Consider the following 23,716-nt stretch of genomic DNA (forward strand, 5'->3'; position numbering starts at 1 on the left):
AGAGATTTATTATTTAGAGTTCAGATTATTTAGTAGAATTTATAATTCATACCAAGTTGAAAGGTTCGTCCATAGTTCTCACGCTGATACAGGACAGCACCACCAGATAGCTCATTACCTGCGAAATAGCGAAGATCAGATTGATCGGTTATGTTAATTGCATCAAAGTAAGCGCTTAGGTTTTTGCTAAAGTCATACTTGAGTTTAAAATCTACGGTAGTAATTGCGTCTTGATATATATCCGCCCATTTTTTACATTCGTGGGGATCAGATATATTTGCAGAAGCAGGGCAAGCACCAACTTCTTCAAGGATTTTTGAACGGTAATTACTGATTAAACGAAGTGACAAATCGTCATCTTCCCAACCGAAAGAGATGTTAGCAGTAATATCTGCTTGTCCAGGTAGTGGCATTTTATCTACACGTATAGAATCGTCTAGCGTTGCTTCACTGCTTACTACCGTCATATTACTTTGCCAAAACAAACCATTTTCAAAAAATTGATTAAAGCTCAATTCCATACCATATACATTGGCAGTGTCACCATTGAGTGTGATATCTACTTGATTTAGTTGTAAGTCTTGTAAAATTGCAAACTCAGAAACTTGATTAACGGGCAATGTTAAAGGCAATTCATCCAAGCGCATTTGAATACCTGAAACATCAACGATAAAATTATCAATATCCTTATAAAAAACAGCAAGTTCCATAAAGAGTTCTTTTGAAGGATACCAACCAATTGATGCATCGAAGTTAGTTGAGCTCATTGCAACTAAGTTTGGATTACCTACTTGTAATGCGTTATCAGGGCCTAAAACATAGTTTTGTAAATCAAGTGCGCTTTGGCCATCCTGCGAGTTAAAACAGTCATCGGTGGCTGGATCACACAAGCTAATGTCATTATCAAATTTCGCATAACCACGTGCTTGTTTAAACGAAGGTCGGGTATAACTAGTCCAAAGTGATGAACGTACTAATACCGTATCAGATGGCTCATACCGTATATGCATACTCGGAAAATATTCACTGTAAGTGATACTACTTTCGGGAAGGGGGACAGCTAGATCGAGTGTGTTTATACCATCGAACTTCCAATCATCATTCTCAAGTGACATAAAACCAGTGGATGAGAATTCAGTGTGCGCATAGCGTACCCCAGTGATTACTTTTAAGTTATCCGCTAGACGTAGCTCAGTCATTACGTAGGCGGCATAAGTATCTTCGTTTAATGTATAATCTTCTTTAGTACTATCAATTGACGTTTCACCACCGGTGGCACTTTCGCGCGTAATTGATGTTGCATCAACCATGTATTCCATTTGCGAGCGAGATACAAACGGATAAGAGAAATCACTATTATTAGGTATTGCGTAGTCATAGTTAGTTATATTAGAGTTCGCAACAGTAATACAAGTTTCATCCCCATTGCAGTCACTATCATCAATGCTATAACTCCAGCGATCTTTGTTGTTATAGTGCTCGCGTTCATTATAGGTACCACCAAACTTGATATAACTTATATACTCCGAGTCAAACTGTTTGGTTAAATCTAATTTTAAGCTACTAATTTCGTCAGTACGAGTGCTGTCCTCCATAAACAAGTTATCGTATTCCATGTTGGAAAGATCGCTTAAATCTCCATCAGCTTCACCGTTGAATACATCGCCTTCGTTACTTAATGCAAACCCGCCTAACTCAGCGGCTTCTGCGGGAGTAAGTACACGTGCCACAATACTGTTTTTAGACGCTTTGCCGTAGACAATATTTTCTCTTTCACGAAATTGCACACGACGGTCACCTACAGACTCATCATCTGTTTTTGAATATGCATACTCATAATTTATTTTCCAGTCATCACCTACGTAATTTTCACCCCCAATACTCATATTAATAGTGGTTTTTTCGCCTTCTTGAACAAAATATTGGTTCATTACATCAATGTCAGACAGTGCAAATTCTTTAGTTTCTGAATTTACATAAATAACTTCGTCATCTTGGTCGCCATTATAAAAATTATAGAATTCACGTAGTGCTATATCTTCATCTGTATAGTTTGAGTAATTGGCACGTAAATAGTAGAAACCAGAGTCTGTTGGTTTAAATTCGATATTAACCGTTGCGGTAGTTCTTTCCCTATTTGCTATTTCACGGCGGTTTTCTAATTGCGCAGGAGCTAAAATTTCAGGTGCGCTTTCAATGTCTTCCGCAGTTAGGCCTATTCCACCTTTTAAAAAATTTAAATCACGGGTACTGTGATGCCTATTTTCATCCACTTGTGTTTTACGATCTTCGTAAGATAAGGCAAACCCAATACCAATGGTGTCATCAAGAAACAATTGAGTCCCATCAATACTAAATTTAGGAGAGTGTTTTTCGCGCAGCTCATTGTAAGCGTCTTGAATTTTTATTTTTAGGGTATTCTCACCTCGATCATAAGCAGAGATCGATTTAACATTTACAGCACCACCAATTGAATTTAGGTTCATGTCAGGAGTCAGTGTTTTAAAAACTTCAATGGAACCAAGAGAATCACTCGTTATACCGTCCAAACCTACTTTTCGGTCATCTCCTGCGCCAGATAACTCAGCACCGTTCATACTTATTGCTACAAACTTAGGTCCTAAACCACGAACAGCTACGTATTTCCCTTCTCCTTCACTTCTTTCCAGTGTTACACCTGGCATTCTTCTTAATGACTCTGCTACATTTTGATCAACAAAGTTGCCCATGTCATCAGTTGCAATAACTGAACTAAATGCATTACTGTCTCGCTCAAGTGCACGTGCTTTTAAATCAGCTTGGTAAATACCGGTAACACTAATAATTTCAATATCATCTTCTGGTGTTTGAGGTTTACCTTCTTGTTTCGATAATGCACTAGAGATCGGCTTTTCTTTATTGTTAAGCTCATCAGCGGTTGAAGAGCTTTGCCCATAAGAGGGAAGGGCTAATAATAATGCAGCTGCTATTGTGCTGAGTCTCATGCTTTTCATGATTTTCCTTTATATAAGAGTGTTGTGTGTAACAAAAGTGATACTTAGATGCTTTATTGCCACCGGTGGCATTTGTGTTTTATGACGTTAACACTTCATTAATAAATATGTCAATCGTTTAATATTCGGGCAGTTGATTTGTGACTACGTAGTTGAATATAGTTATAAAGTATTATTTGAAGTTTTAGTGTGTGTTATTTAAGGCGCTGTAATAGTGGTTTGTTCATACTTTTAGATGTGTTCTAATTAAAAAAGAAAATAAATCAGCTTGGGTCGTTAATCTACTTATTTAAAAATTTAATTATAAATACTAGGGGCTGTTGATCTTTGTAGTATATATATTAATCAGCCCATATTGGTAGCCACATCATAGTGAATGCTAAAGCGAGCATGGAATGATAATTCCGCTCAAGCTTTTCATACCGTGTGGCTATCCCTCTATATTGTTTGATCCGACCAAAGGCATTCTCAACTAAGTGCCTATATTTGTACATGCACCAGTCAATATCTTCATTACCCACTAAACTGTTATCCTTGCGTGGAATAACGGGTGTAGCGCTATTGTCACGAATAAACTCTCTTAGTTTTTCACTATCGTAGCCTTTATCTGCGACAACAACATTACTCGTTGGGCAATTGGCTACAAGTGACTCTGCATGGACGATATCATGCGTATTTCCACAGGATAATTCATAATAAACAGGCAATCCTCCGCTATCTACTGCAAGATGAATTTTAGTCGAATTACCACCTCGACTCTTACCGATTGATTCATTGTCAGCGGTTCTTGCACCGCAACTATGCTGGTGAGCCCTGACAATACTGCCATCAATAAAGATCCAATCCATATCAGCATAGTGGGATAACACTCGAAATAATTCATTCAAAATATCTTTTTTGGACCATAAATTAAATCGTCTATAAATAGCACTCCACGAGCCGAAATAAGACGGTAAATCTCGCCAAGGAATACCGGTACGCATCTTATAGAGTATGCCTTCGAGCGTTTTTCTATGCTCAGGCTTATTATAAATTCGACCACTTAAGTGCATTACTTTTGATAAGACATTCCATGTCGCGTCTGTTAACATTAATCTTGGCATGAGGGTTCGGTGTAACGTTTTTTAGCGAATTCAATTATACCTTATCCTTATGCTGTTTGTTTTTTATACCGCAAAGATCAACACGCCCTAGGGCCTGTTTATCTTTCGAGGTTAAATTTGCAGTAGTATGTTTGGTATTTAGGCAAGGCAGAGTCTATGTAGTGTGGTTATTCCCCATAAATAGGCGATAACGTGGAATAAATGCCAAACATGCGCTGCCCGAAGGGCTCTGCCTAGTGGCTGTTGATCTTTGTAGTACATATATTAATCAGCCCACATTGGTAGCCACATTATAGTAAATGCTAAAGCGAGCATTGAATGATAACTATCCCTCTATATTGTTTAATACGGCCAAATGCATTCTCAACCAAGTGCCGATATTTGTACAGGCACCAGTCAATATCTTCATTACCGACTAAACTGTTGTCCTTACGCGGAATCACGGATGTAGCGTTATTATCACGAACAAACTCTCTCAGTTTTTCACTATCGTAGCCTTTGTCTGCGACAACCACATTACTTGTGGAGCAGTTGGCTACGAGTGACTCTGCATGGACGATATCATGCAGGATAATTCATAATAAATGGGCAATCCTCCGCTATCTACTGCAAGGTGAATTTTAGTTGAATTGCCACCTCGACTCTTACCGATTGATTCATTGTCAGCGGTTCTTGCGCCGAAACTATGTTGATGAGTCCTGACAATACTGCCATCTGGACCTCTCCTGCTTCATTAGACCATTACACTTTATGAAAAATATTTTGGCAAAACAAAATGAAGTGACTAGTATGTATATTAAACAACCAAAAAAATTAAATGAATTAATATGCGAATAAACTCTATCAGAACGAAAGTCATTTTACCAATTGCCTTTTTAGCTTTTATTTTAGCGGGTGTACTAGCAGCTATGGCTTCAATAAGCTATATCCAAAAAGATGCAATGAAAAGGCAAAGTGAAACGTTTTTTGAAGCAGTCACCGTTATTCTTAATGCTGATAGAGATATTTACCAGGCCCGTATCGCGCTTGAAAACATTTTAGGCACGAGCGGAGATTTCACCTCCAATAAAAAAGAATTTACAGACAATGCACAACAAGTAAAAGAGAGATTTAATCTTTACTTAGAACACCTAAAAGATGAAAAAAGCTTACTCAACAAGCATGACTCATTTTCTAACTTCACTCCTTTATATAATAAATGGATAGAAGATAGTGAAAAACTAATGAACTCTACTACATCGATAAACCAATTACAAAAAAAGCTGTATGACGGAGAAGCTAAATTTTTACGAATTCGCCAAATGATGGATCAAGCTGGTGAGCAACTTCGTAAACATACGAATGAGCAACAACAACAGCAGGTTGGTTCAGCAACACTCAGTCGTTATGTTGAAGCAATATCAGAAATACTCAACGCTGACCGAGATATTTATCAAGCAAGACTTGCTAAGCAAAAAATTGTTAACCGTACCGGCAACCTAACAGATAATCAGCGCCAATTTGAAGAAAACTCTGCTCAAGTTATTCAACGCTTTCACAGCTATATGAGCTATCTTATCGATAAACCTGAACTCACTAAAGACTATACAGATTTTGATTTACTTTATAAGCAATGGTACGAAGAAGGAAAGTTATTAGTCTATTCGGATACAGCCAAACAAACCTCAAACACCAATGAGTTACTATTAGCTGCCGATAAAAGCTTCGCAGATGTAAGGGAAGTGCTAGATATTGCAGGTGAAGAAGCCCGCACCTATGCCCGTGAAATTAAGAATCAGGTAACTGAAAATATTAAAACATTTCAAAATACTGTGGCCGTTATCATTATATTTGCATTTATAGTAGCATTGGCATTTGGTTACTACGTACCTAAAAAAATTACTCAAGATATACAAAGTGTTACTTTACGGATCAAAGAAATTGCCGCAGGGGATGGTGATTTGACGCAAAGAATAAATTCCCAGTCAAAAGACGAGCTTGGTGATTTAAGCAAAGAATTTGATAGCTTCTTAGCCTATCTACAACATATTATTCAAAATATACAGCAACAATCCAACATGTTAGGCGGAGTAACCAGTGAAATAAATAATGTCTCGGATTCTGCGATGAAAGTAACGCAACAACTAGCTAATGCTTCGGATTCTATAGTCAGTGCAGGCCATGAAATGGATATGGCAAATCAACAAATGGCTGAAGTTGCAAAAAATACAGCACATGAAGCCAGTATGTCCAGTGAACAAGTAAGAGAAGGTGTTCGAGCAATTGATATATCTAATAAGGCAATTGCAGAATTGGCAAACGATATTCAATCCGCTCTATCTAGCTCGATAGAACTTGAAAATAGCTCCACCGATATCACATCTGTTTTGGAAGTGATTCGTAATATCGCAGAGCAAACAAACCTATTAGCTTTGAATGCTGCTATAGAAGCTGCTCGGGCAGGCGAACAAGGCAGAGGATTTGCAGTGGTTGCGGATGAAGTTAGAACTTTAGCAACTCGCACACAACACAGTACCGATGAAATTGATACAATGATAAAACGACTAAACAGTAGTGTGAAATCATCTTCAGATGCAATTAAAAATAGTCAAGAGAACGCCAAAAATACACTTAAAAACTTCGATTCTGTCATTGATATTTTTCATAATTTGAGCTCTGCATTCGATAAAGTACAACAAATGTCTGAAGAAACAGCACAAGCAACTCAAGAGCAGACCAATGTTGCAAATGAGATCAACAGAAACCTTGTTTCATTAAAAGATCAATCAGAACAAATGAAAAGTATTTCAACTCAAACGACACAGCAATCAAAAAGTATTTCAGATTTATACAAAGAAATGAAAGCGCAGTTAGAGAGCTTCAAAGTGTGAGAAATAGCAGGTTAATGCCGGCATATAATCCTAATATACACCAATCGTTGTCCTTTGCAGTTTCTACAAGACTATAGCACTGCCATGTGCGCCATTGCCGATAGCATGTTTCGCTAATCATAAACGTACGACAGGCTAATGAAATACTCATTTTATTAGTGTTAACTACTTAATATGAAAGTAGTTTTCGATCAGAAGCCTTTACCACTTTTTTGCCATTGCCTCTTGAATGACCTCAGCTTTGAGGCGTTCTTCAGCATACATCTTTTTTAAACGTTGATTTTCATCTTCAAGTGTCTTTATTCTCGTCATTAAATGAGGCGTCCATTCCACCATATTTAGCGCGCCATTTATAAAAAGTTGAATTAAAATTAGCACTAGGGGCTGTTGACCTTTGTAGTACATATATTAATCAGCCCACATTGGTAGCCACATCATAGTAAATGCTAAAGCGAGCATTGAATGATAATTTCGTTCAAGCTTTTCATATCGTGTGGCTATCCCTCTAATGCGTATTTCCACAGGATAATTCATAATAAATGGGCAATCCTCCGCTATCTACTGCAAGGTGAATTTTAGTTGAATTGCCACCTCGACTCTTACCGATTGATTCATTGTCAGCGGTTCTTGCGCCGCAACTATGTTGGTGAGCCCTGACAATGCTGCCATCAATGAAGATTCAATCCATGTCCGCATCATGAGATAATGCGCGAAACAGTTCATTCAAAGTCCTTTTTTTGATCATAAATTAAACCGTCTATAGAGAGCACTCCAACAGCCAAAATTAGAAGGTAAATCTCGCCATGGGATACCTTTGCGTATCTTATACAGTATGCCTTCGAGCGTTTTTCTATGGTCAGGCTTATTATAAATTCGACCACTTAGGTACATTACTTTAGATAAGACATTCCATGTCGCGTCTGTTAACATTAATCTTGGCATGAGGGGTCGGTGCAAGGTTTTTTAGCGAATTCAATTATACCTTATCTTCATGCTGTTTGTTTTTCATACCGCAAAGATCAACACGCCCTAATGTTTAGTATTTTTTCTTTGGTGTTTTTAATTGTTTTTCAAACTCATCTGAAAACAATATCGTGCCGTCGTCTTCCTCAGTAGGAAAGGCAGCAATAAGTAAGTCATCTTCTTCAAGACCCGGCGTCCAGCGACTAAACCAATCAGCAAGTGGAATTGCTTTAGCGCTGCAGCCAGCCCATTCGCCAGTTGCCCATGCTTCTGCAAATTCGCGAGTTGGCCAAACTGGAACACAGTCGTCATCTTCGTTGGCAAGCATAACGCAGCCATCATCATCGTTTAAAATCCATACTTGTTTAAATTGTTGTACGGTTTCGAACATATAGGCTAGGCGTTTTTTTGCCCCAAGCCCTAAAATTACTGCGTGTTCTTCACTTAAATTTGGCGTTGTCATAATTAGCTCACTCTTAATTACTATATCTAAATTATATGCACACAAGTATATCGAGTTATATGACAGAGTGTTGAAAAGTTGTTATTTAATTTCAGCAATGCAGATCTAATTTGTATATTGACCAGTATAAGTCCTCACTAATTTGAGCGATCACTCAAGATAAGCTTGAATGTTTGTAAAAAGGCCACATTGTAGTAAGCATATATTTAATGAAGGATTAAAAAATGACAACCGATCTACTTGCTCCGTTTAAACTAAATAACACGATTGAGCTTAAAAACCGCGTACTTATGGCGCCATTAACGCGTTGTATGGCTGACGATAACTTAGTGCCAACACAAGATATGGTTGAATATTATGCTCGCCGTGCCGAAACTGGTTTAATTATTAGTGAAGCAACTATTATTCGTCCAGACGCGCAAGGTTACCCAAATACACCGGGTTTATTTAACAGTGAGCAAATTCAAGGTTGGAAAAAAGTAACTGACGCAGTGCACGCTAATGGCGGCAAAATGTTTGCACAGCTTTGGCATGTTGGCCGTGTTGCACACCCTCACTTTTTTGATGGCGATGTACTGGCACCATCGGCAATTGGCGTTGAAGGCTCAGTACCTCGTATGCGTGAGCTTACATACATCACACCAAAAGCAGCGACTATAGATGACATTAAGGGCCTGGTAGCTGATTACGCAAAAGCGGCAGAAAATGCGATTGAAGCGGGTTTTGACGGAGTAGAAATTCACGGTGCTAACGGGTATTTGATTGACCAGTTTTTACATTACGCTGCAAATACACGCAGCGACGAATACGGTCAAACGCCTGAAAATATGTCGCGTTTTGCACTAGAAGTAACCGATGCGGTTATTGCTGCTGTAGGCAGTGATCGTACTGCACTTAGATTAACACCGGGTGCTTACTTTAATATGAGCGAAGATAACCGTGATAAAGCGGTATTTGATTACTTATTACCAGAGCTTGAGAAGAGAGATTTAGCATACTTACACGGCGGTATTTTTGACGACAGTACAGCGTTTGAGTCGCTTGAAGGTAAAACGACGTCTGAATTTTTACGTGCAGGCTACAAAGGTACATTAGTAGGCGTAGGCAGCTATACTTTTGAGTCAGCAAAAGAGGCTATTAACGATGCTAAGTTTGATTTAATCGCGATTGGTCGCCCACTTATCGCAAATCCAGATTACATTAGCAAAATTGCAAACGGTGAAGAATTAGTAAATTACAGCGATGAAATGCTAGCTGAATTAAAGTAACAGCTAATTATTATATTTAGTTATTAAGACACCCAAAGTTAAACCTTTGGGTGTCTTTTTTTGTACATATTCCCGCCATAAATCTTCCATATTTGTTTAACCTTTATGTAAATAAAGTTCATCCTCGTTGTCATATTTAAAATTCATACTGTGCTCGTTTTCATATTTCATAATTAAAACTAAACGGGACAACAATGTACGCTTTAAAAAACAAATCGCTATTGAGCATGGCTATTGCCATGGCGGTATCAACATCTACTTATGCTAACGACAGCACCATAGAAGAAGTAACCGTTGTAGCTAAACCAACGAGCTACGCTAACAATGTTATTGAGCCTGCAATGCTTGAGCAGCAAAGTTCGGTATCGAGCATATTATCGGTTATTGATAACTTACCAGGTATTAGCATAAACGAAGGTGATGCATTTGGTGGCGACGATTGGTCTACTACAATCACTATGCGTGGTTTTAGTATTGATGGAAACCAACAACAATTAGGAATGACCGTTGATGGCATTCCCAATGGTGGCTCTAATTACGGCGGTGGTGCTAAAGCTAACCGTTACTTGGAGAGTGAAAATTTAGCAACGGTAGAAGTAGGTCAAGGTACCTCTGATATTAAGTCGGCTTCACTTGAAGCACTAGGCGGGACATTTAACTTTGTAAGTAAAGACCCAAGCCTTGAAAAAGGCACTACCTTTGCTTATACATCAGGCAGCCACGATGCCACGCGTTATTATATTAAACACGAAACAGGCACTGTTTTTAATAACACACAAGCGTACGTAAGTTACTCGCAAACAGATACAAGCCGCTGGATTGGTTCAGGCAGTAATGGGGGCAAAGACAACCAACACGCGGAGCTTAAGTTTGTATCTAATTTTGACGATTTAACGCTCACTGGTCGTTTATCTTACGATGATGTAAGCGAGACAAACTATAACAGCGTAAGCCTTGAGCAGTTTGAACAAACACCCGATTGGGATCAGCTAACATGGAATTGGACAGGAGTTCCGCACTTTGACCAAATGTTTGCAGAAGGTTGGGGAACGCTTCGTGAAAATACCTTAGGCTATTTAAAATTTGAATACGCGATTTCGCCAACTTCATTATTAACCGTTAGTCCTTATTATCATAAAAATTCAGGTCGCGGCGATTGGATCCCACCTTATTTAACAACGCCTGTTGATGAAAATGGCGACCCAACAACCGAGGGTGGCACTAATGCAGGCTCTTATGGTTTTGCTGATAGTGAAGGCAACCCGCTTGCACCCAATGCCGATTGTACGCAAAGTTTGAGCTGGCCATGGGAGTCGGGTCCTGGTTTAAATCCTGCGTGTTACGATGCAACAGCAACGCCTGTTATGTCTTACCGCCATACGCATTACAACAAAGATCGTTTAGGTGTAACGGCAAATTACCAAGCTACATTTGGTGATCACGATATCGAAGCGGGCTTTTGGTATGAGCAAAACGAACGTGATGAATCGCGTGATTGGCACAAAGTAATTGATGCGCGTATTTATCATCACTTTGATAGCACGCCTTACTGGACACAATACAAAAACACTTTTGATACCGATACATTCAAATGGTACCTACAAGACTCGATTAATTTTGGTGACTTAACATTAAATATTGGTGCAAAACAATATTTAGTTGAATTACAAAAATACGACCACTTTGCTAACGAAAGATCAGATAAAGTAGATAGCGATTCAGACGTGTTATTTAGTGGTGGTGTATTGTATCAGCTAAATAACAGCACAGAATTATTTGCCAGTTACAGCGAGAATTTTTCAGCAATTAAAGACGGTGTACTTGAGCGAGATAGCTCAACACTTACAAACATAGAGCCAGAAACTGCCGACAACATCGACTTTGGTGTACGTTACCAAGCCGACAGATTAACCCTTACAGCAACGGCTTACAGTGTTAAGTTTGATAACCGCATTACCTTTATTGCCCCTGGTAGTGGCACAGATGGGATTGATTACACCATTGGTACAAATGGCTCGTACGTAAATGTAGGGGGTATTGACTCAAATGGGCTTGAGCTTGCAGCAAGCTATATGTTAACACCAAGCTGGAGCGTGTATTCGTCGTATACTAATAGCAGTTCTGAGTATTCGTCGGATGATCCAAATGCATACGATTCACAGGGTGTAATATTAAGAGATGAAAGTGGTAATGAGGTAGCACCGAGCTTTAGAAAAGGCGACAGCATAATAGATTCATCAGAAGATTTATTTGTGGTATCTACCGATTACTTTAGCGATGGCTTTCGTGTTGGTTTATCGGCTAAATACACCGGTGAGCGCTTAGGTGCATGGCAAGACGAAGACACTCGCACGCGTAATAAAGTAGACGGCTACACCGTACTTGATTTTAATGCAGGTTATTCAACTGACGTAGATGCAGGTCCGTTTAAAGCCATTGACGTATCGTTTGTTGTTTATAACGTTACTGACAAAAGCTACTTAGCAGGTGGTACTGGTAACGGCGCTACTTATTACATTGGCGCGCCACGCACCGCAGCAGTTACATTTACCGCTGACTTTTAATTAAGTTTTAGTAATTGAATTAAAATAAAGCCCATCATTGATGGGCTTTATTTTATCAAAGGGCGCAAAACGCGATGAAAACGATTTTAAAAGTAACACTATTTAGCTTAAGTGTATTAGCGAGTAACTTTGCAGCAGCGCAAAATGTAGTGCTGGTAACGCTTGATGGAGTACGCTGGCAAGAAGTATTTAATGGGGCTGATAATAGCTTAATTAATAATACTGATTTTGTTAAAAAGCCAGAGCAATTAAAGACCCAGTTTTGGGCAAAAACAGCAAATGAGCGCCAGCAATTACTAATGCCTTTTTTAACGCAAGTAGTGGCTAGAAAAGGCATTATAATTGGCGATAGAGCTAACAGCTCTACTATGTCGGTAAGTAACCCGTGGTATTTTTCATACCCTGGTTATAACGAAATACTCACCGGTGAAGTTGACGAAAATATAAATAGTAATAACAAAGTGCTCAACCCAAATAAAACTATTTTAGAGCGTTTAGATAAGTTACCTGGGTTTAAAGGTAGCACAGCCTTATTTGGCAGTTGGGATGTATTTCCATACATTGTAAATACTAAGCGCAGTAACGTGTATGTAAATGCAGGTTTTATGTCAATTGAAGAGAATTTATTCACTGATGCGCCATTATTAAATGCGTTACAAAATGAAATCCCCAGTCCTTGGCATAACGTACGACTAGACAGTTTTACATATCGCTTTGCTAAAGCGTATATGTTGGCTAAAAAGCCTAAGTTGTTAGTGATAAGTTTAGGCGAAACCGATGACTTTGCGCATGATGGACATTACGATCAATACCTTAAATCGGCAAGGCAAAGTGACGCGTTTATAAAAGACTTATGGGCAACCATTCAAACTACAGCAGGTTATAAAAATAACACCACACTAATTATTACTACTGATCACGGCCGTGGCAATAATGCCAACGATTGGCAACATCACAGCTCTAAACGTGCACTTGCTGAGCTAGAGTTAGGTGAAAATACCTACCCAGAAGGAATTGTCGGCTCTGAACATATTTGGCTTGCAGCCATTGGCCCCGCAATAAAAGGTAGTGGCTTAATTAAAACTAAAAATGAGCTTAAACAAGCGCAAATAGCGGCGACCGTTTTAAAGGCGCTTGGGCAGAATCCAAATGAAATAAATTCAAATATGGCGCCTGCTATTAGCGAGATTTTAAAATGAAGAACCTATTAAAACCATTAACCCTAACTGCCTTGGCGTTGAGTTCGGTTATTAGCGCAAGTATTACTGCCGCGCCATCTAAAATCCTATTTGGTTCGTGTGGGCATCAAGATAAAAACATACCCATATTTAATACAATTAATAAAGAGCAAGGGGATTTGTTTATATTTTTGGGTGACAATATTTACGGCGATACCAACGATATGGATGTACTTGCCGATAAGTACCAACGTTTAGGGGCAAAGCCTGGTTTTAAAACGTTAAAAGCGCAAACGCCTATTATTGCTATATGGGATGACCACGATTATGGCCAAAACGATGCCGGTAAAGAGTATCCGCATAAAGAGCAATCACGCCAAATTATGCTTAATTTTTGGGATGAACCTGCAAACTCAGCGCGTCGCACTCGCCCTGATGGAATTTATACCTCGTACATGTATGGTGAAAATGAGCAAACCATACAAGTAATAATGCCTGATTTACGTTGGAATCGTGATGCGCTAAACCATGTAGGTGAGCTTGAATACTACACTAAACGTAAGTTAAATAACCAAGGCCCGTATAGTCCTAGTGAAGTGAAGGGCGCATCAATGCTAGCTGAAGCCCAGTGGCAATGGCTTGAACAAGAGCTTAAAAAGCCTGCTGCAATAAAATTGATTGCCTCAAGCTTACAGCTTTTACCCGATTTTACAGGTTGGGAGTCATGGGCAAACTTTCCTGAAGATAGAAACCGTTTATTTGCATTGATTAAAAAGCATAAAGTAAATGGGGTAGTGATCATCAGCGGCGATACGCACTGGGGTGAAATATCAAAGTATCAGCAAAACCTTGATTACCCATTAATTGAGATGACCAGCTCTGGCTTAACTGAAAAATGGAAAGACGTAAGCCCTAATAAACACCGAGTAGGGGATTTTACTCATAACGTAAATTACGGTGATTTAAGCATAGACTGGCAGCAAATTGATCCCACTATTTCACTTAAATTAAAAGGCATTGATGGCGAAGTAATAATGCAAAGTGACTTTAGTTTATCAAGTATTAGCCCTTATAAATAAACTCACTACTACGCACAGTATATAAAATAGATGCTGTGCGTATAAAAATCTGTAAATTAGTTCTTAACTCTCTGATTTATTAAAGCCAATTACCCGTTTGCGCTACCCCTAATATTGAAAATATCTTACACTGGTTTTATCTTAAGCAAGGTCAGTGTTATATGCTAAATATTATTCAATCAAACCGGATGGAAGCCCTGCAAGCGCAGTTCCACCAGCTGTTAAAAGTAAACCCATTACAAAGCCCGTTCGACAAAGAAGTAGTGCTAGTGCAATCGCCGGGTATGTCGCAGTGGTTAAAAATAGGTTTGAGCGAAAACTTAGGGGTCGCAGCGCAGGTTGATTTTCCGCTGCCGTCGAGCTTTATTTGGCAGTTGTATCAGCAATTGCTGCCAAATGTCCCTAAAGAGTCGGCATTTAATAAGCCCAACCTTGCTTGGAAACTGTTTGCAATTTTACCAACCTGCATTGATGAACCGCTTTATTTGCCGCTAAAAACCTATTTAGAGGGCGATATCGACGGGCAAAAAACCTTTGCGCTGTGCGAAAAAATAGCCGATGTGTACGACCAATATTTAATGTACCGACCGCACTGGATAGCCACATGGGATAGCGGAAAAGATGAGCTTGATGATGTAGATGTAACCATTGCGCCATGGCAACCTGACTTATGGCGACGCATTGTAAGGCTAAGCCAAGAGCTTGGGCAAAGCCAATTTCATCGCGCTAATATGCAAGGGCAGTTACTTGCAGCACTTGAGACTATGGATAATAGTTTACTGCCACAACGCATTAGCTTATTTGGTATATCGGCGATTGCCAGCTCCCAGCTTGAGGTGTTTGAAGCACTGAGTAAAAAAACAGAGGTTATATTATTCTTTTTTAACCCGAGTGAGCATTACTGGGGCGATATTATAGATGAAAAAACAGCAGCTAAAATAAGCGCTAAATACGCCAAAATGCCGCTGGTGGAAGCGCAACAAAAAAAACAAACCAATCCAGACGAAGAATACTACTTTATTGGTAATCCATTGTTATCGTCGTGGGGTAAATTAGGTCGCGACTATTTTGAACAACTTGTACAGCTAGATGCTCGTTGGATTGATGGCTTTATTGATGTGTTTGACGACACCTTACTAGGGCAAGTACAAAGTGAGATTTATCAGCTTGCGTTTAAAGGCGAATCGCTGACCGATAATAAAGAGTGGTTTATAAACGACGAAGGTAAGTTACCAATCAGCGCAACCGACACCAGTATTACGCTAAGCGATTGCCATACACCGCTTAGAGAAGTTGAGCGCTTGCACGACTACTTACTTAACTTATTTAATCAAAACCCAACGCTTACCCCCAAAGACATAATCGTCATGATGCCCGATGTAGGCACTTACAGCCCCTATATTGAAGCCGTATTTGGCGGAGCACAAGGCAGCCGCTTTATTCCTTACGCATTGGCCGATTTAGCTATAGAGCAAGAAAAGCCCGTCCTTAGCTCATTTGCGAGTTTAGCTAACTTACCGTTTTCGCGCTTTGGTGTGTCGGATATTCTCGATTTATTACAAGTGACGCAAATAGCCGAAAAATTTGGGCTTGAAGCGCACGAATACGAGCAAATTCAATACTGGCTTGAACGTGTAGGCGTTAAATGGGGTATAAACGCAGCGCATAAAAGCAGCTTTGATTTACCCGCTATCGATTTAAATACCTGGCAACATGGGCTCAACCGTTTACTGCTTGGTATAGCCATGCGCGACGAACAATGCCCGTTTAACGGTATTTACAGCGCTGATGAAGTAGAAGGTATGGCGCTTGATACACTCAACAAGCTCGTGCACTTTATTGATGTACTGCAAAGCTTTAAAGAGCAGCTAACGCCTGATGACACGCTCACTAATAAAGCGCATATTTTAAGCGAGCTATTAAACGCTATATACGAAAGTGAAAGCGACGACAGCTGGGATTTATTAGTACTTCAAAACGTGCTCGAAGAGTTACAAAAACACCACGACAACGGCGATTACAGTAAAGCGGTTTCGCAGCGTATTGTTAGTTACTTAGTTAAACAAGGCATTCAAGAAAAAGGCGTAGGGCAGCGGTTTTTGGTTGGGCAAGTAAACTTTTGTACGCTTATGCCCATGCGCGCCGTACCATTTAAAGTGGTATGCATGCTGGGCTTAAACGATGCTGACTACCCGCGTAACGTACAACCTATTGGTTTTGACTTAGTGCCTTACTCTAAAAAGCAAAAAGGTGACCGATCACGTAAATTAGATGACCGCTACTTATTTTTAGAAGCACTACTGAGTGCCCGCGACAACTTATACATGAGTTACATTGGTCGCTCGTGTTTTGATAACCAACCGCGCATGCCATCAACCCTTGTAAGCGAGCTGTTAGAATATATTGGGCGTAGTTTTGTATTAAGCGAAAAGAGTGAAAAAACGCTGCCCGCATGTCTAATTAATCAACAGCATTTACAGCCCTTTAATAGCCATTACTATTTAGCCGATGAGCAAGCAAATACTGTACTGAGCAACCACAGTTACAATCCAATTTGGCTGCCAAGTGAGTCAATAAAACCACAGCCGGTTATTGCGCTTGATGTGATTGTGCCAGATCAGTTAGATCTCGATGTGTTTATTAGAAGCGTGTGCAGCGCACAAGAGAGCTTTTATCAACAAACATTAGGTTTGCGCCTGCCACAATTTAACGAAGTAGCAAAAGACGAAGAACCCTTTAGTTTAGATGCGCTGCGCCGTTATTTTTACCTTGATGAAATACTCGAAGCAAACATAAACGAGCAACCACTGAGTACCGAGCAAATACTGCAGCGAGGTGAGTTACCTCAAGCCAATGTAGGCAGCCTCATATTTGAGAGTATGGAGCACCGAGTTGATGCGCTTGCAGGGCAAGTAAAAGAGCAGATTAAAGGCGGAAAAAGTGAGCCGATAGAAGTTTTGCTTACCATTGAAGGCACTAAAATAGAGGGCTGGCTCAATCATGTGTATTTGCAAAAACAAGTGTTTTACCGCAGTGCGAGTATTAAAGCGAAAGATTTAATTAAAGGCTTTATTTATCACCTCGCAGCGCAAAGTATGGATCAACAAGTAGAAACATTGTTACTTGGGCTTGATAAGCAAATTACCTTTGCGCCAATTAATAAAGCTGATGCCGATGCATTGTTACTTGATTGGTTTGAGTTATACAAAGCGCTGCGCGCAGAGCCTGTGCCGTTCTTTCCGGTAAGTGGTTATGAATACGTTAAAAGCGGCGGCGATATAACAAAAGCAATGAGCAAATTTAGCCCGCAATACATAGGGCGAGGCGAGGGCGAAAATCCGTATATTCGCTTAACGGTGCAATCGCTAAACGACTGCCAAGAAGAATTTATAAAATGGAGTGATAAATTGCTCACGCCTTTATTCGAACACGCAAAGGAGAGTGACCATGCAAGCACTTAATCCTCTTACTATGCCGCTCATTGGTCAAAGCTTAATAGAAGCCAGTGCGGGTACTGGTAAAACTTATACAATTACGGGGCTGTATTTACGTTACTTACTAGGTATGCAAATAGAGGGTGAGTTAAATACGCCGCTCAGTGTTGAGCAAATTTTGGTAGTAACCTTTACCGACGCTGCCACCCAAGAAATTAAAGACCGCGTACGTAGCCGAATTATTGCTGCGCGCGACGCATTGCTTGGGCAAGACCCAAACGACGAACTCATTGAAGGCGTAATTGCCAAAATTGATGATAAGCACCGCGCGTTTGATTTACTCGATGCAGCAGCTAAATCAATGGACGAAGCCGCTATTTTTACTATTCATGGCTTTTGTCAGCGGATGCTAAAACAACATGCGTTTGAGTCGGGTGTGGCGTTTAATCTCGAATTTATTTTAGATGAGCGCGACATACTGCTCGAAACCATTAAAGATTTTTGGCGCGCGTTTGTATACCCACTTAATAAAGAACGCACCGATGCTATTTTAGATGTATTTGCCGCACCCGAGTCTTTATTCGCTCAAGTGGCGAGCATTTTAAACAAGGCTAATGCGCACATTACACCACAAATAAATTTAGATGATGTATGGAAAGCCCGTGACGAGTACATAACCCGTGTGCCTGCATTTAAAAAAGCGGTGTTAGAGCAAGAGTTTATAGGTGCTATTAAAGGCTCGGGTTTAAGCGGGTCTAAAACGCCAGCACGAAAAGGCAGCCTTAGTGCGCTTGAGGCATTTTGTTTAGGCGGCGATTTGTTTTTTGAATTTGGCACTAGCAAGTATTCGTTTGAAGTATGGAGTACAGAAAACTTAAGCGATGTAGCTAATTATAAAAAAAATCAGCCATTATTTGTGCATCCATTACTGAGTCAGTTTGACGAGCTTGCCGCCCTAAATAACACCATAAACCAAGGGCTCAAAATAGCAGTTATACAACATGCAGCACGCTGGGTAAAAGGTGCAATAGTTAAGCGTAAGCAAGAGCAAAGCGTGATCACCCCAGATGACTTACTTACCAATTTACACAGTGCGCTTAATAACGAGCAAGGCGACGTACTAGCGCAAAAAATTGCGCAGTTATTTCTGGTTGCCATGATTGATGAATTCCAAGATACCGATCCGATTCAGTACGGTATTTTTAGTAAAATTTATGGGCAACAAAATACCACGCTTGCCATGATAGGCGACCCCAAGCAGGCTATTTATGGCTTTAGGGGCGCGGATATTTTTACGTATATTGGCGCAAAAGAAGCTGTACAGACTGATCAGCAATTTACGCTGGGTACTAACTTTCGCTCAAGCACCGACATAGTCAATAGCGTTAATAGTTTATTTGGCAAACATGCTAACAGCTTTATTTATAACGACGCTATACCCTTTAACGCAGTAGCTGCTAAAGGTAAAAAAGCGGAAGACTCTTTTTTAATTGATGGCAAACCCGCGACCGCATTCGAATTTAATGTATTTGTGGATGAAGCCGCCGATGAAAAAAACAAACCAACCAACAAAGGTGTAGGGCAAGCACATTTAGCCACTCACTTTGCTAATAAAATAGTGACCCTGCTTGAAAAAGCAAAACAAGGGGATGCGTGTATTGGCAGTACCCCTGTCAGCGCTGCCGATATTTGTATATTAGTGCGCGACCGTGTTGAAGCGCAAATAATGAAAAAAGCGCTAGGTGATGCCAAAATTTCCAGCGTGTATTTATCGCGCGAGAGCGTTTTTAGCCAAGAGCTTAGCCATCACCTACTTAACTTTTTAACAGCGCTGCATGGACAATATGATGAGTCATTGCTGCGCGGTGTTTTAGCTGGTCCGCTATTTTGTTTAAGTTATAACGAAATACATGCACTCGCTGATGATGAAAATAAATGGCAAGACTACTTAAACTTTTTTGCACAACTTAGCCACATTTGGAACAAGCAAGGCGCTATGGCAATGCTTGAGCGCTTAATGAGCCATAACCAACTTAGCGCTAAATGGCAAGGGTTAGGATATAACGTTGAGCGTTGGCTGACGGACTTTAGGCACTTGGGCGAAATACTTCAGCAAAAACAAATAGAGCTTGAAGGCACGCTGCGTTTACTGCGATGGTTTGCACAAAAGGTAAGCCAACAAGACGGTGAAACAGTACAAGTACGCCTAGAAAGTGACGCCAACTTAGTTAAAATTGTCACTATGCATGCCTCAAAAGGGCTTGAATATCCACTGGTATTTATGCCGTTTGCCAGTGGCTATCGCGAAACAAAAGAAGCGCTTTATCATAATAATGGCAAGCTAGTTTACGATTTAAGTAAAGACGAAGATGCCCTTCAAAAAGCAGAACAAGAACGCCTAGCTGAAGATTTACGCCTGCTTTATGTAGCACTTACTCGCGCTGTGCATTTTTGTGCGCTTGGTGTTTATAATATAGGGCAAGGACAAAGTAGCCGCTTGGCTATGCAAAGTAGTGCACTTGGGCATGTTTTATTTGCAGGGCTTGAACTTGCCAGTAGCCAAACATGGCGCACGCATTTAAGTGAGTTTTGCGACGCTAATAGCGCGATGAGCTATCAGCAATTTACCTCACAAACATTATTAGAGCAGGGAACACTTTGTTTTAATAACAGTGAAAGTGCGCAGCAAACGTTAAGTGTTAATAAAGTAACGGCAAATATTGAGCGTAACTGGCGAGCAACTAGCTTTAGTGCATTGAGCTTTAAAAAGCACAGCGACCAATTAGCCCCAGGGCGAAGTGATGAAGATCACGAAAAAGACGAGTTTGCAGTGCAAGAGGACGAAATACCATCACCTTATAGTTTTCCTAAAGGGGCAAAGCCTGGTAGCTGTTTACACGAAATATTTGAACAAATAGATTTTACTAGCCCAATAGTTCACCCAACTAATACTGAGCAAAACTTATCTGAGGTAGTTAAGCGCAGCCTTGAAAAGTACCACATAGGTGATCAATGGCGAGAAGTGGCTGAAAAATGGGTGCTTGATGTTCTTGCGTGTCCTCTAAATGAGGGGCTTCTTTCATTGGGTGTGCTTACACCAGGTGACTGCCTAGTCGAAATGGAGTTTAATTTACCACTTGAGAATTTAAGCGCACCTAAGCTAAACGAAATACTGGTTAAACATTTTGGTTTTACGCAAAGTAAGCTTGAATTTTCACAGGTAAAAGGTTTGTTAAAAGGCTTTGTCGATTTAATATTTTGCTACCAAGGCAAATATTATATTTTAGATTATAAGTCTAATTACTTAGGCAGTACGCCAGCTGATTACGAAGGCGATATGCTTGAGCAAGCGATGAGCAGTCATCAGTATCATTTACAGTATTTAATCTACACGGTAGCGCTGCATCATTTATTAAAACAACGTATAGCTGATTACTCGATAGAAACCCATTTAGGCGGCGTGTATTACACGTTTTTACGTGGAATGCCGGCAGGGCAAGGCGTGTACTTTAAAAAGCTAACTGAAGAACAAGTGATTATTTTAGATGGCTTATTTAGCCAAGGAGCTATGCTATGAGCGATTTAAATGAGCAACCTGGATTGTTTGACGATATAGACGAGACACTTAATAATGAAGCCGCAGAGCCTCTTACTTCAAAAAATGTAGCACAAGATGCCCCATTAGAGGACATTGTGTTAAATAATACGATTATCGAAGTCCCGCTACTTGAGTATTTATTAGCGCAAAATCGACTACGTGTGGTTGATGTTAAACTCGCAGAATTACTGTGTGCTAATGACATTGAGCAAACTCACAATCAACTGTTTTATATTATTTTATTGCTGTGCTTATCGCAGCAAAGCCAGCATAGCTGCCTAACTTTAAATGAAGTTGATTGGAGTAATCCTTTTAACTTGCGCAAAAGCGACTTTAATAAACTCGATGGCAATGTACCCAGTACGCTAAGCCCGTTTAGTGATGACTTTAATGTACACACAGCGCTTAGTTATTTACAAAGCCATGAAAGCGTAGGCGAAAATAAACCACTGCAACTATTTAACGAGCGACTTTATTTTGCGCGCCTTGCCGATTATGAGCAAACACTCGCGGATAGATTACTAAGTATGAGCGAGCGAAAGCTCAATATTAACAACGAAGTATTGGCTGAACTTTTAAATACCTATTTTCCTGCAGATTCTGCAATTGAAACTGATTGGCAAAAAGTGGCATGTGCGGTTGCCGCCACCAAAGGCTTTAGCGTGATCACGGGTGGTCCTGGGACAGGTAAAACGACCACAGTGACTAAGTTACTGGCTATTTTGCAGTCACTTTATAAAACCGCGCCGCTTAGCATTAAGCTGGTGGCACCGACTGGTAAAGCCGCTGCACGTTTAAGTGAGTCTATTTTGGGCGCTAAAAATAAGCTCACAACGATTCCTGATGATATAAAAACGCTGATCCCGCAAAGCGCCCAAACTATTCATCGCTTATTGGGCGTAAAACCGTTTACTAATAAATTCAGACATAACAAAAGCAATCCGCTGCATTTAGATGTACTAATTATTGATGAAGCCAGTATGGTCGATTTATCGCTGATGGCTAAATTAATAGAAGCACTACCTGCGCATGCGAGATTAATACTCCTAGGTGATAAAGATCAGCTTGCCTCGGTAGATACCGGCAGCGTAATGAGCGATTTATGCCAAGGTTTAATACTTGGGCAAACGCCAAGCTACTCGCAAGCACGTTGTGATGAGCTAAATAGCTTATGTTTTAATAATGAGCCTAAGCTCGTAGCGCAAAGCGTGAGTGAATTTAAACTCGCAGATTGCGTTGCCTTTTTACAGCACAGTTATCGATTTGATACACAAAGCGGCATTGGTCAACTCGCACTTGCGGTAAACACCAATAACACCGGTATTTTAAATTACGTTGAGCAAGAAAGTACTGAAGGGCGTTTTAACGATGTAATTTTAGATTACGACTTTGTAGCAAAACCGATTGAAAAGCTTGTTAAAAGTGCAGCAAGTCATTATGCAAAATACCTTAACTTAATTGCCCAAGGTGCAGATGTTGCACAGGTGCATGCTGCTTTTGCTAGTTATCAGCTTTTAGCTGCGGTACGAGAGGGCGATTACGGCGTGCATAGCTTAAATCAGCGAATAGAGCGCGTATTGCAACAGCAAGGTTTAATAACAGTTAGCCCTAATACTCACCATTATACGGGTATGCCTATTATGGTGAGCCAAAACGATTACCAGCTTAAGTTATTTAACGGCGATATTGGTATTTTAATGCCCGATGAAAGTAATCAGCTCAAAGCCATATTTATTGATGAGCAAGGTAATCAACGAGCATTTTCACCTGCACGACTCCCTGCACACGATAAAGTATACGTAATGACTATTCATAAATCACAAGGTTCAGAGTTTAGTTACACCGCTATGGTACTGCCTCCGCTAAAACAAGCGCGCATGGGTATAAACAGGCAATTAGTGTATACGGGAATAACCCGCGCTAAAAACACCTTTGAGCTGGTGGCAGACAAAAAAGTACTGCAACTTGCAATGAATAAAAGTGTATCAAGAGCATCTGGTTTGTATGAAAGGTTACAATTTTAAACTCAGTTTGTATTTTTGATTAATAATTTAGCTTCAAACTGCTTGTTATTTATCGCGTTATAATAAATGTCTTCTATACTAAAATTAACTTTATATTGAATGTATTCGGGCGTGTTGATCTTTGGTGGGTGAATTTGCAGCAGTGTGTTTGGTTTTTAGGCAAGGCAGAGCCTCTGTAG

11 protein-coding genes and 3 pseudogenes are annotated in these 23,716 nt (G+C 40.1%); 8 read left to right on the forward strand and 6 right to left on the reverse strand.

All coding sequences use genetic code 11. The annotated features are described in order from the left end of the window. Positions 1-29: 29 nt before the first annotated feature. From AC0VZ4_RS07515 to AC0VZ4_RS07525, 3 genes and pseudogenes are all read right to left on the reverse strand, one after another. A complete protein-coding gene (locus tag AC0VZ4_RS07515; RefSeq protein ID WP_475441326.1) occupies positions 30-2,993 on the reverse strand; it encodes a TonB-dependent receptor in 2,964 nt (987 codons plus the stop codon). Positions 2,994-3,334: 341 nt separating this feature from the next. After that, positions 3,335-4,096: an IS5 family transposase gene (locus tag AC0VZ4_RS07520; protein ID WP_475439610.1), complete on the reverse strand. Its 762-nt coding sequence runs from the start codon at positions 4,094-4,096 to the stop codon at positions 3,335-3,337. A gap of 264 nt (positions 4,097-4,360) precedes the next feature. Continuing rightward, positions 4,361-4,811: pseudogene (locus AC0VZ4_RS07525) on the reverse strand (transposase); the annotation flags it as partial. 112 nt (positions 4,812-4,923) lie between these two features. On the opposite strand from AC0VZ4_RS07525, the gene AC0VZ4_RS07530 reads away from it, so the two are divergent. Next, positions 4,924-6,966: a methyl-accepting chemotaxis protein gene (locus AC0VZ4_RS07530; RefSeq protein ID WP_475441327.1), complete on the forward strand. Its 2,043-nt coding sequence runs from the start codon at positions 4,924-4,926 to the stop codon at positions 6,964-6,966. A 97-nt stretch (positions 6,967-7,063) separates the two neighbouring features. On the opposite strand, the pseudogene AC0VZ4_RS07535 reads toward AC0VZ4_RS07530, so the two are convergent. The 3 genes and pseudogenes from AC0VZ4_RS07535 to AC0VZ4_RS07545 all read right to left on the reverse strand — a co-directional run. Beyond that, positions 7,064-7,333 (reverse strand): annotated as a pseudogene (locus tag AC0VZ4_RS07535) (transposase); the annotation flags it as partial. 41 nt (positions 7,334-7,374) lie between these two features. After that, positions 7,375-7,908 (reverse strand): annotated as a pseudogene (locus AC0VZ4_RS07540) (IS5 family transposase). Positions 7,909-8,002: 94 nt separating this feature from the next. After that, positions 8,003-8,392, reverse strand: coding sequence for a DUF2750 domain-containing protein (locus tag AC0VZ4_RS07545; RefSeq protein ID WP_475441328.1), 390 nt, complete (start codon positions 8,390-8,392; stop codon positions 8,003-8,005). Positions 8,393-8,616: 224 nt separating this feature from the next. On the opposite strand from AC0VZ4_RS07545, the gene AC0VZ4_RS07550 reads away from it, so the two are divergent. From AC0VZ4_RS07550 to recD, 7 genes are all read left to right on the forward strand, one after another. Beyond that, a complete protein-coding gene (locus tag AC0VZ4_RS07550; protein WP_475441329.1) occupies positions 8,617-9,660 on the forward strand; it encodes an alkene reductase in 1,044 nt (347 codons plus the stop codon). 194 nt (positions 9,661-9,854) lie between these two features. Then, complete coding sequence (locus AC0VZ4_RS07555) at positions 9,855-12,224, forward strand: TonB-dependent receptor domain-containing protein (protein ID WP_475441330.1); 2,370 nt, start codon at positions 9,855-9,857, stop codon at positions 12,222-12,224. 74 nt (positions 12,225-12,298) lie between these two features. Then, positions 12,299-13,423, forward strand: a complete 1,125-nt coding sequence (locus AC0VZ4_RS07560; RefSeq protein ID WP_475441331.1) for an alkaline phosphatase family protein — start codon at positions 12,299-12,301, stop codon at positions 13,421-13,423. Next, positions 13,420-14,481, forward strand: coding sequence for an alkaline phosphatase D family protein (locus tag AC0VZ4_RS07565; protein WP_475441332.1), 1,062 nt, complete (start codon positions 13,420-13,422; stop codon positions 14,479-14,481). The genes AC0VZ4_RS07560 and AC0VZ4_RS07565 overlap by 4 nt, the downstream gene beginning before the upstream one ends. Positions 14,482-14,642: 161 nt before the next feature. Next, the gene (recC, locus tag AC0VZ4_RS07570; protein ID WP_475441333.1) at positions 14,643-17,942 is read left to right on the forward strand and encodes an exodeoxyribonuclease V subunit gamma; all 3,300 of its coding nucleotides are present in this window, start codon (positions 14,643-14,645) and stop codon (positions 17,940-17,942) included. Beyond that, positions 17,929-21,492 carry an exodeoxyribonuclease V subunit beta gene (gene recB, locus AC0VZ4_RS07575; protein ID WP_475441334.1) on the forward strand — a complete coding sequence of 1,188 codons (3,564 nt, stop codon included), beginning with the start codon at positions 17,929-17,931 and terminating at the stop codon, positions 21,490-21,492. The genes recC and recB overlap by 14 nt, the downstream gene beginning before the upstream one ends. Continuing rightward, positions 21,489-23,537: an exodeoxyribonuclease V subunit alpha gene (gene recD, locus AC0VZ4_RS07580; protein ID WP_475441335.1), complete on the forward strand. Its 2,049-nt coding sequence runs from the start codon at positions 21,489-21,491 to the stop codon at positions 23,535-23,537. Before recB ends, recD begins: the two co-directional genes overlap by 4 nt. Positions 23,538-23,716: the final 179 nt, after the last annotated feature.

It is taken from the genome of Pseudoalteromonas sp. QJM3NY_22 (genome assembly GCF_056173065.1).

Excerpts from the sequence above, each read along its gene's own strand:
- AC0VZ4_RS07515 (WP_475441326.1), bottom strand. The coding sequence starts at position 2,993 with ATGAAAAGCATGAGACTCAGCACAATAGCAGCTGCATTATTATTAGCC.
- AC0VZ4_RS07520 (WP_475439610.1), bottom strand. The coding sequence starts at position 4,096 with ATGCCAAGATTAATGTTAACAGACGCGACATGGAATGTCTTATCAAAA.
- AC0VZ4_RS07530 (WP_475441327.1), top strand. The coding sequence starts at position 4,924 with ATGCGAATAAACTCTATCAGAACGAAAGTCATTTTACCAATTGCCTTT.
- AC0VZ4_RS07545 (WP_475441328.1), bottom strand. The coding sequence starts at position 8,392 with ATGACAACGCCAAATTTAAGTGAAGAACACGCAGTAATTTTAGGGCTT.
- AC0VZ4_RS07550 (WP_475441329.1), top strand. The coding sequence starts at position 8,617 with ATGACAACCGATCTACTTGCTCCGTTTAAACTAAATAACACGATTGAG.
- AC0VZ4_RS07555 (WP_475441330.1), top strand. The coding sequence starts at position 9,855 with ATGTACGCTTTAAAAAACAAATCGCTATTGAGCATGGCTATTGCCATG.
- AC0VZ4_RS07560 (WP_475441331.1), top strand. The coding sequence starts at position 12,299 with ATGAAAACGATTTTAAAAGTAACACTATTTAGCTTAAGTGTATTAGCG.
- AC0VZ4_RS07565 (WP_475441332.1), top strand. The coding sequence starts at position 13,420 with ATGAAGAACCTATTAAAACCATTAACCCTAACTGCCTTGGCGTTGAGT.
- recC (WP_475441333.1), top strand. The coding sequence starts at position 14,643 with ATGCTAAATATTATTCAATCAAACCGGATGGAAGCCCTGCAAGCGCAG.
- recB (WP_475441334.1), top strand. The coding sequence starts at position 17,929 with ATGCAAGCACTTAATCCTCTTACTATGCCGCTCATTGGTCAAAGCTTA.
- recD (WP_475441335.1), top strand. The coding sequence starts at position 21,489 with ATGAGCGATTTAAATGAGCAACCTGGATTGTTTGACGATATAGACGAG.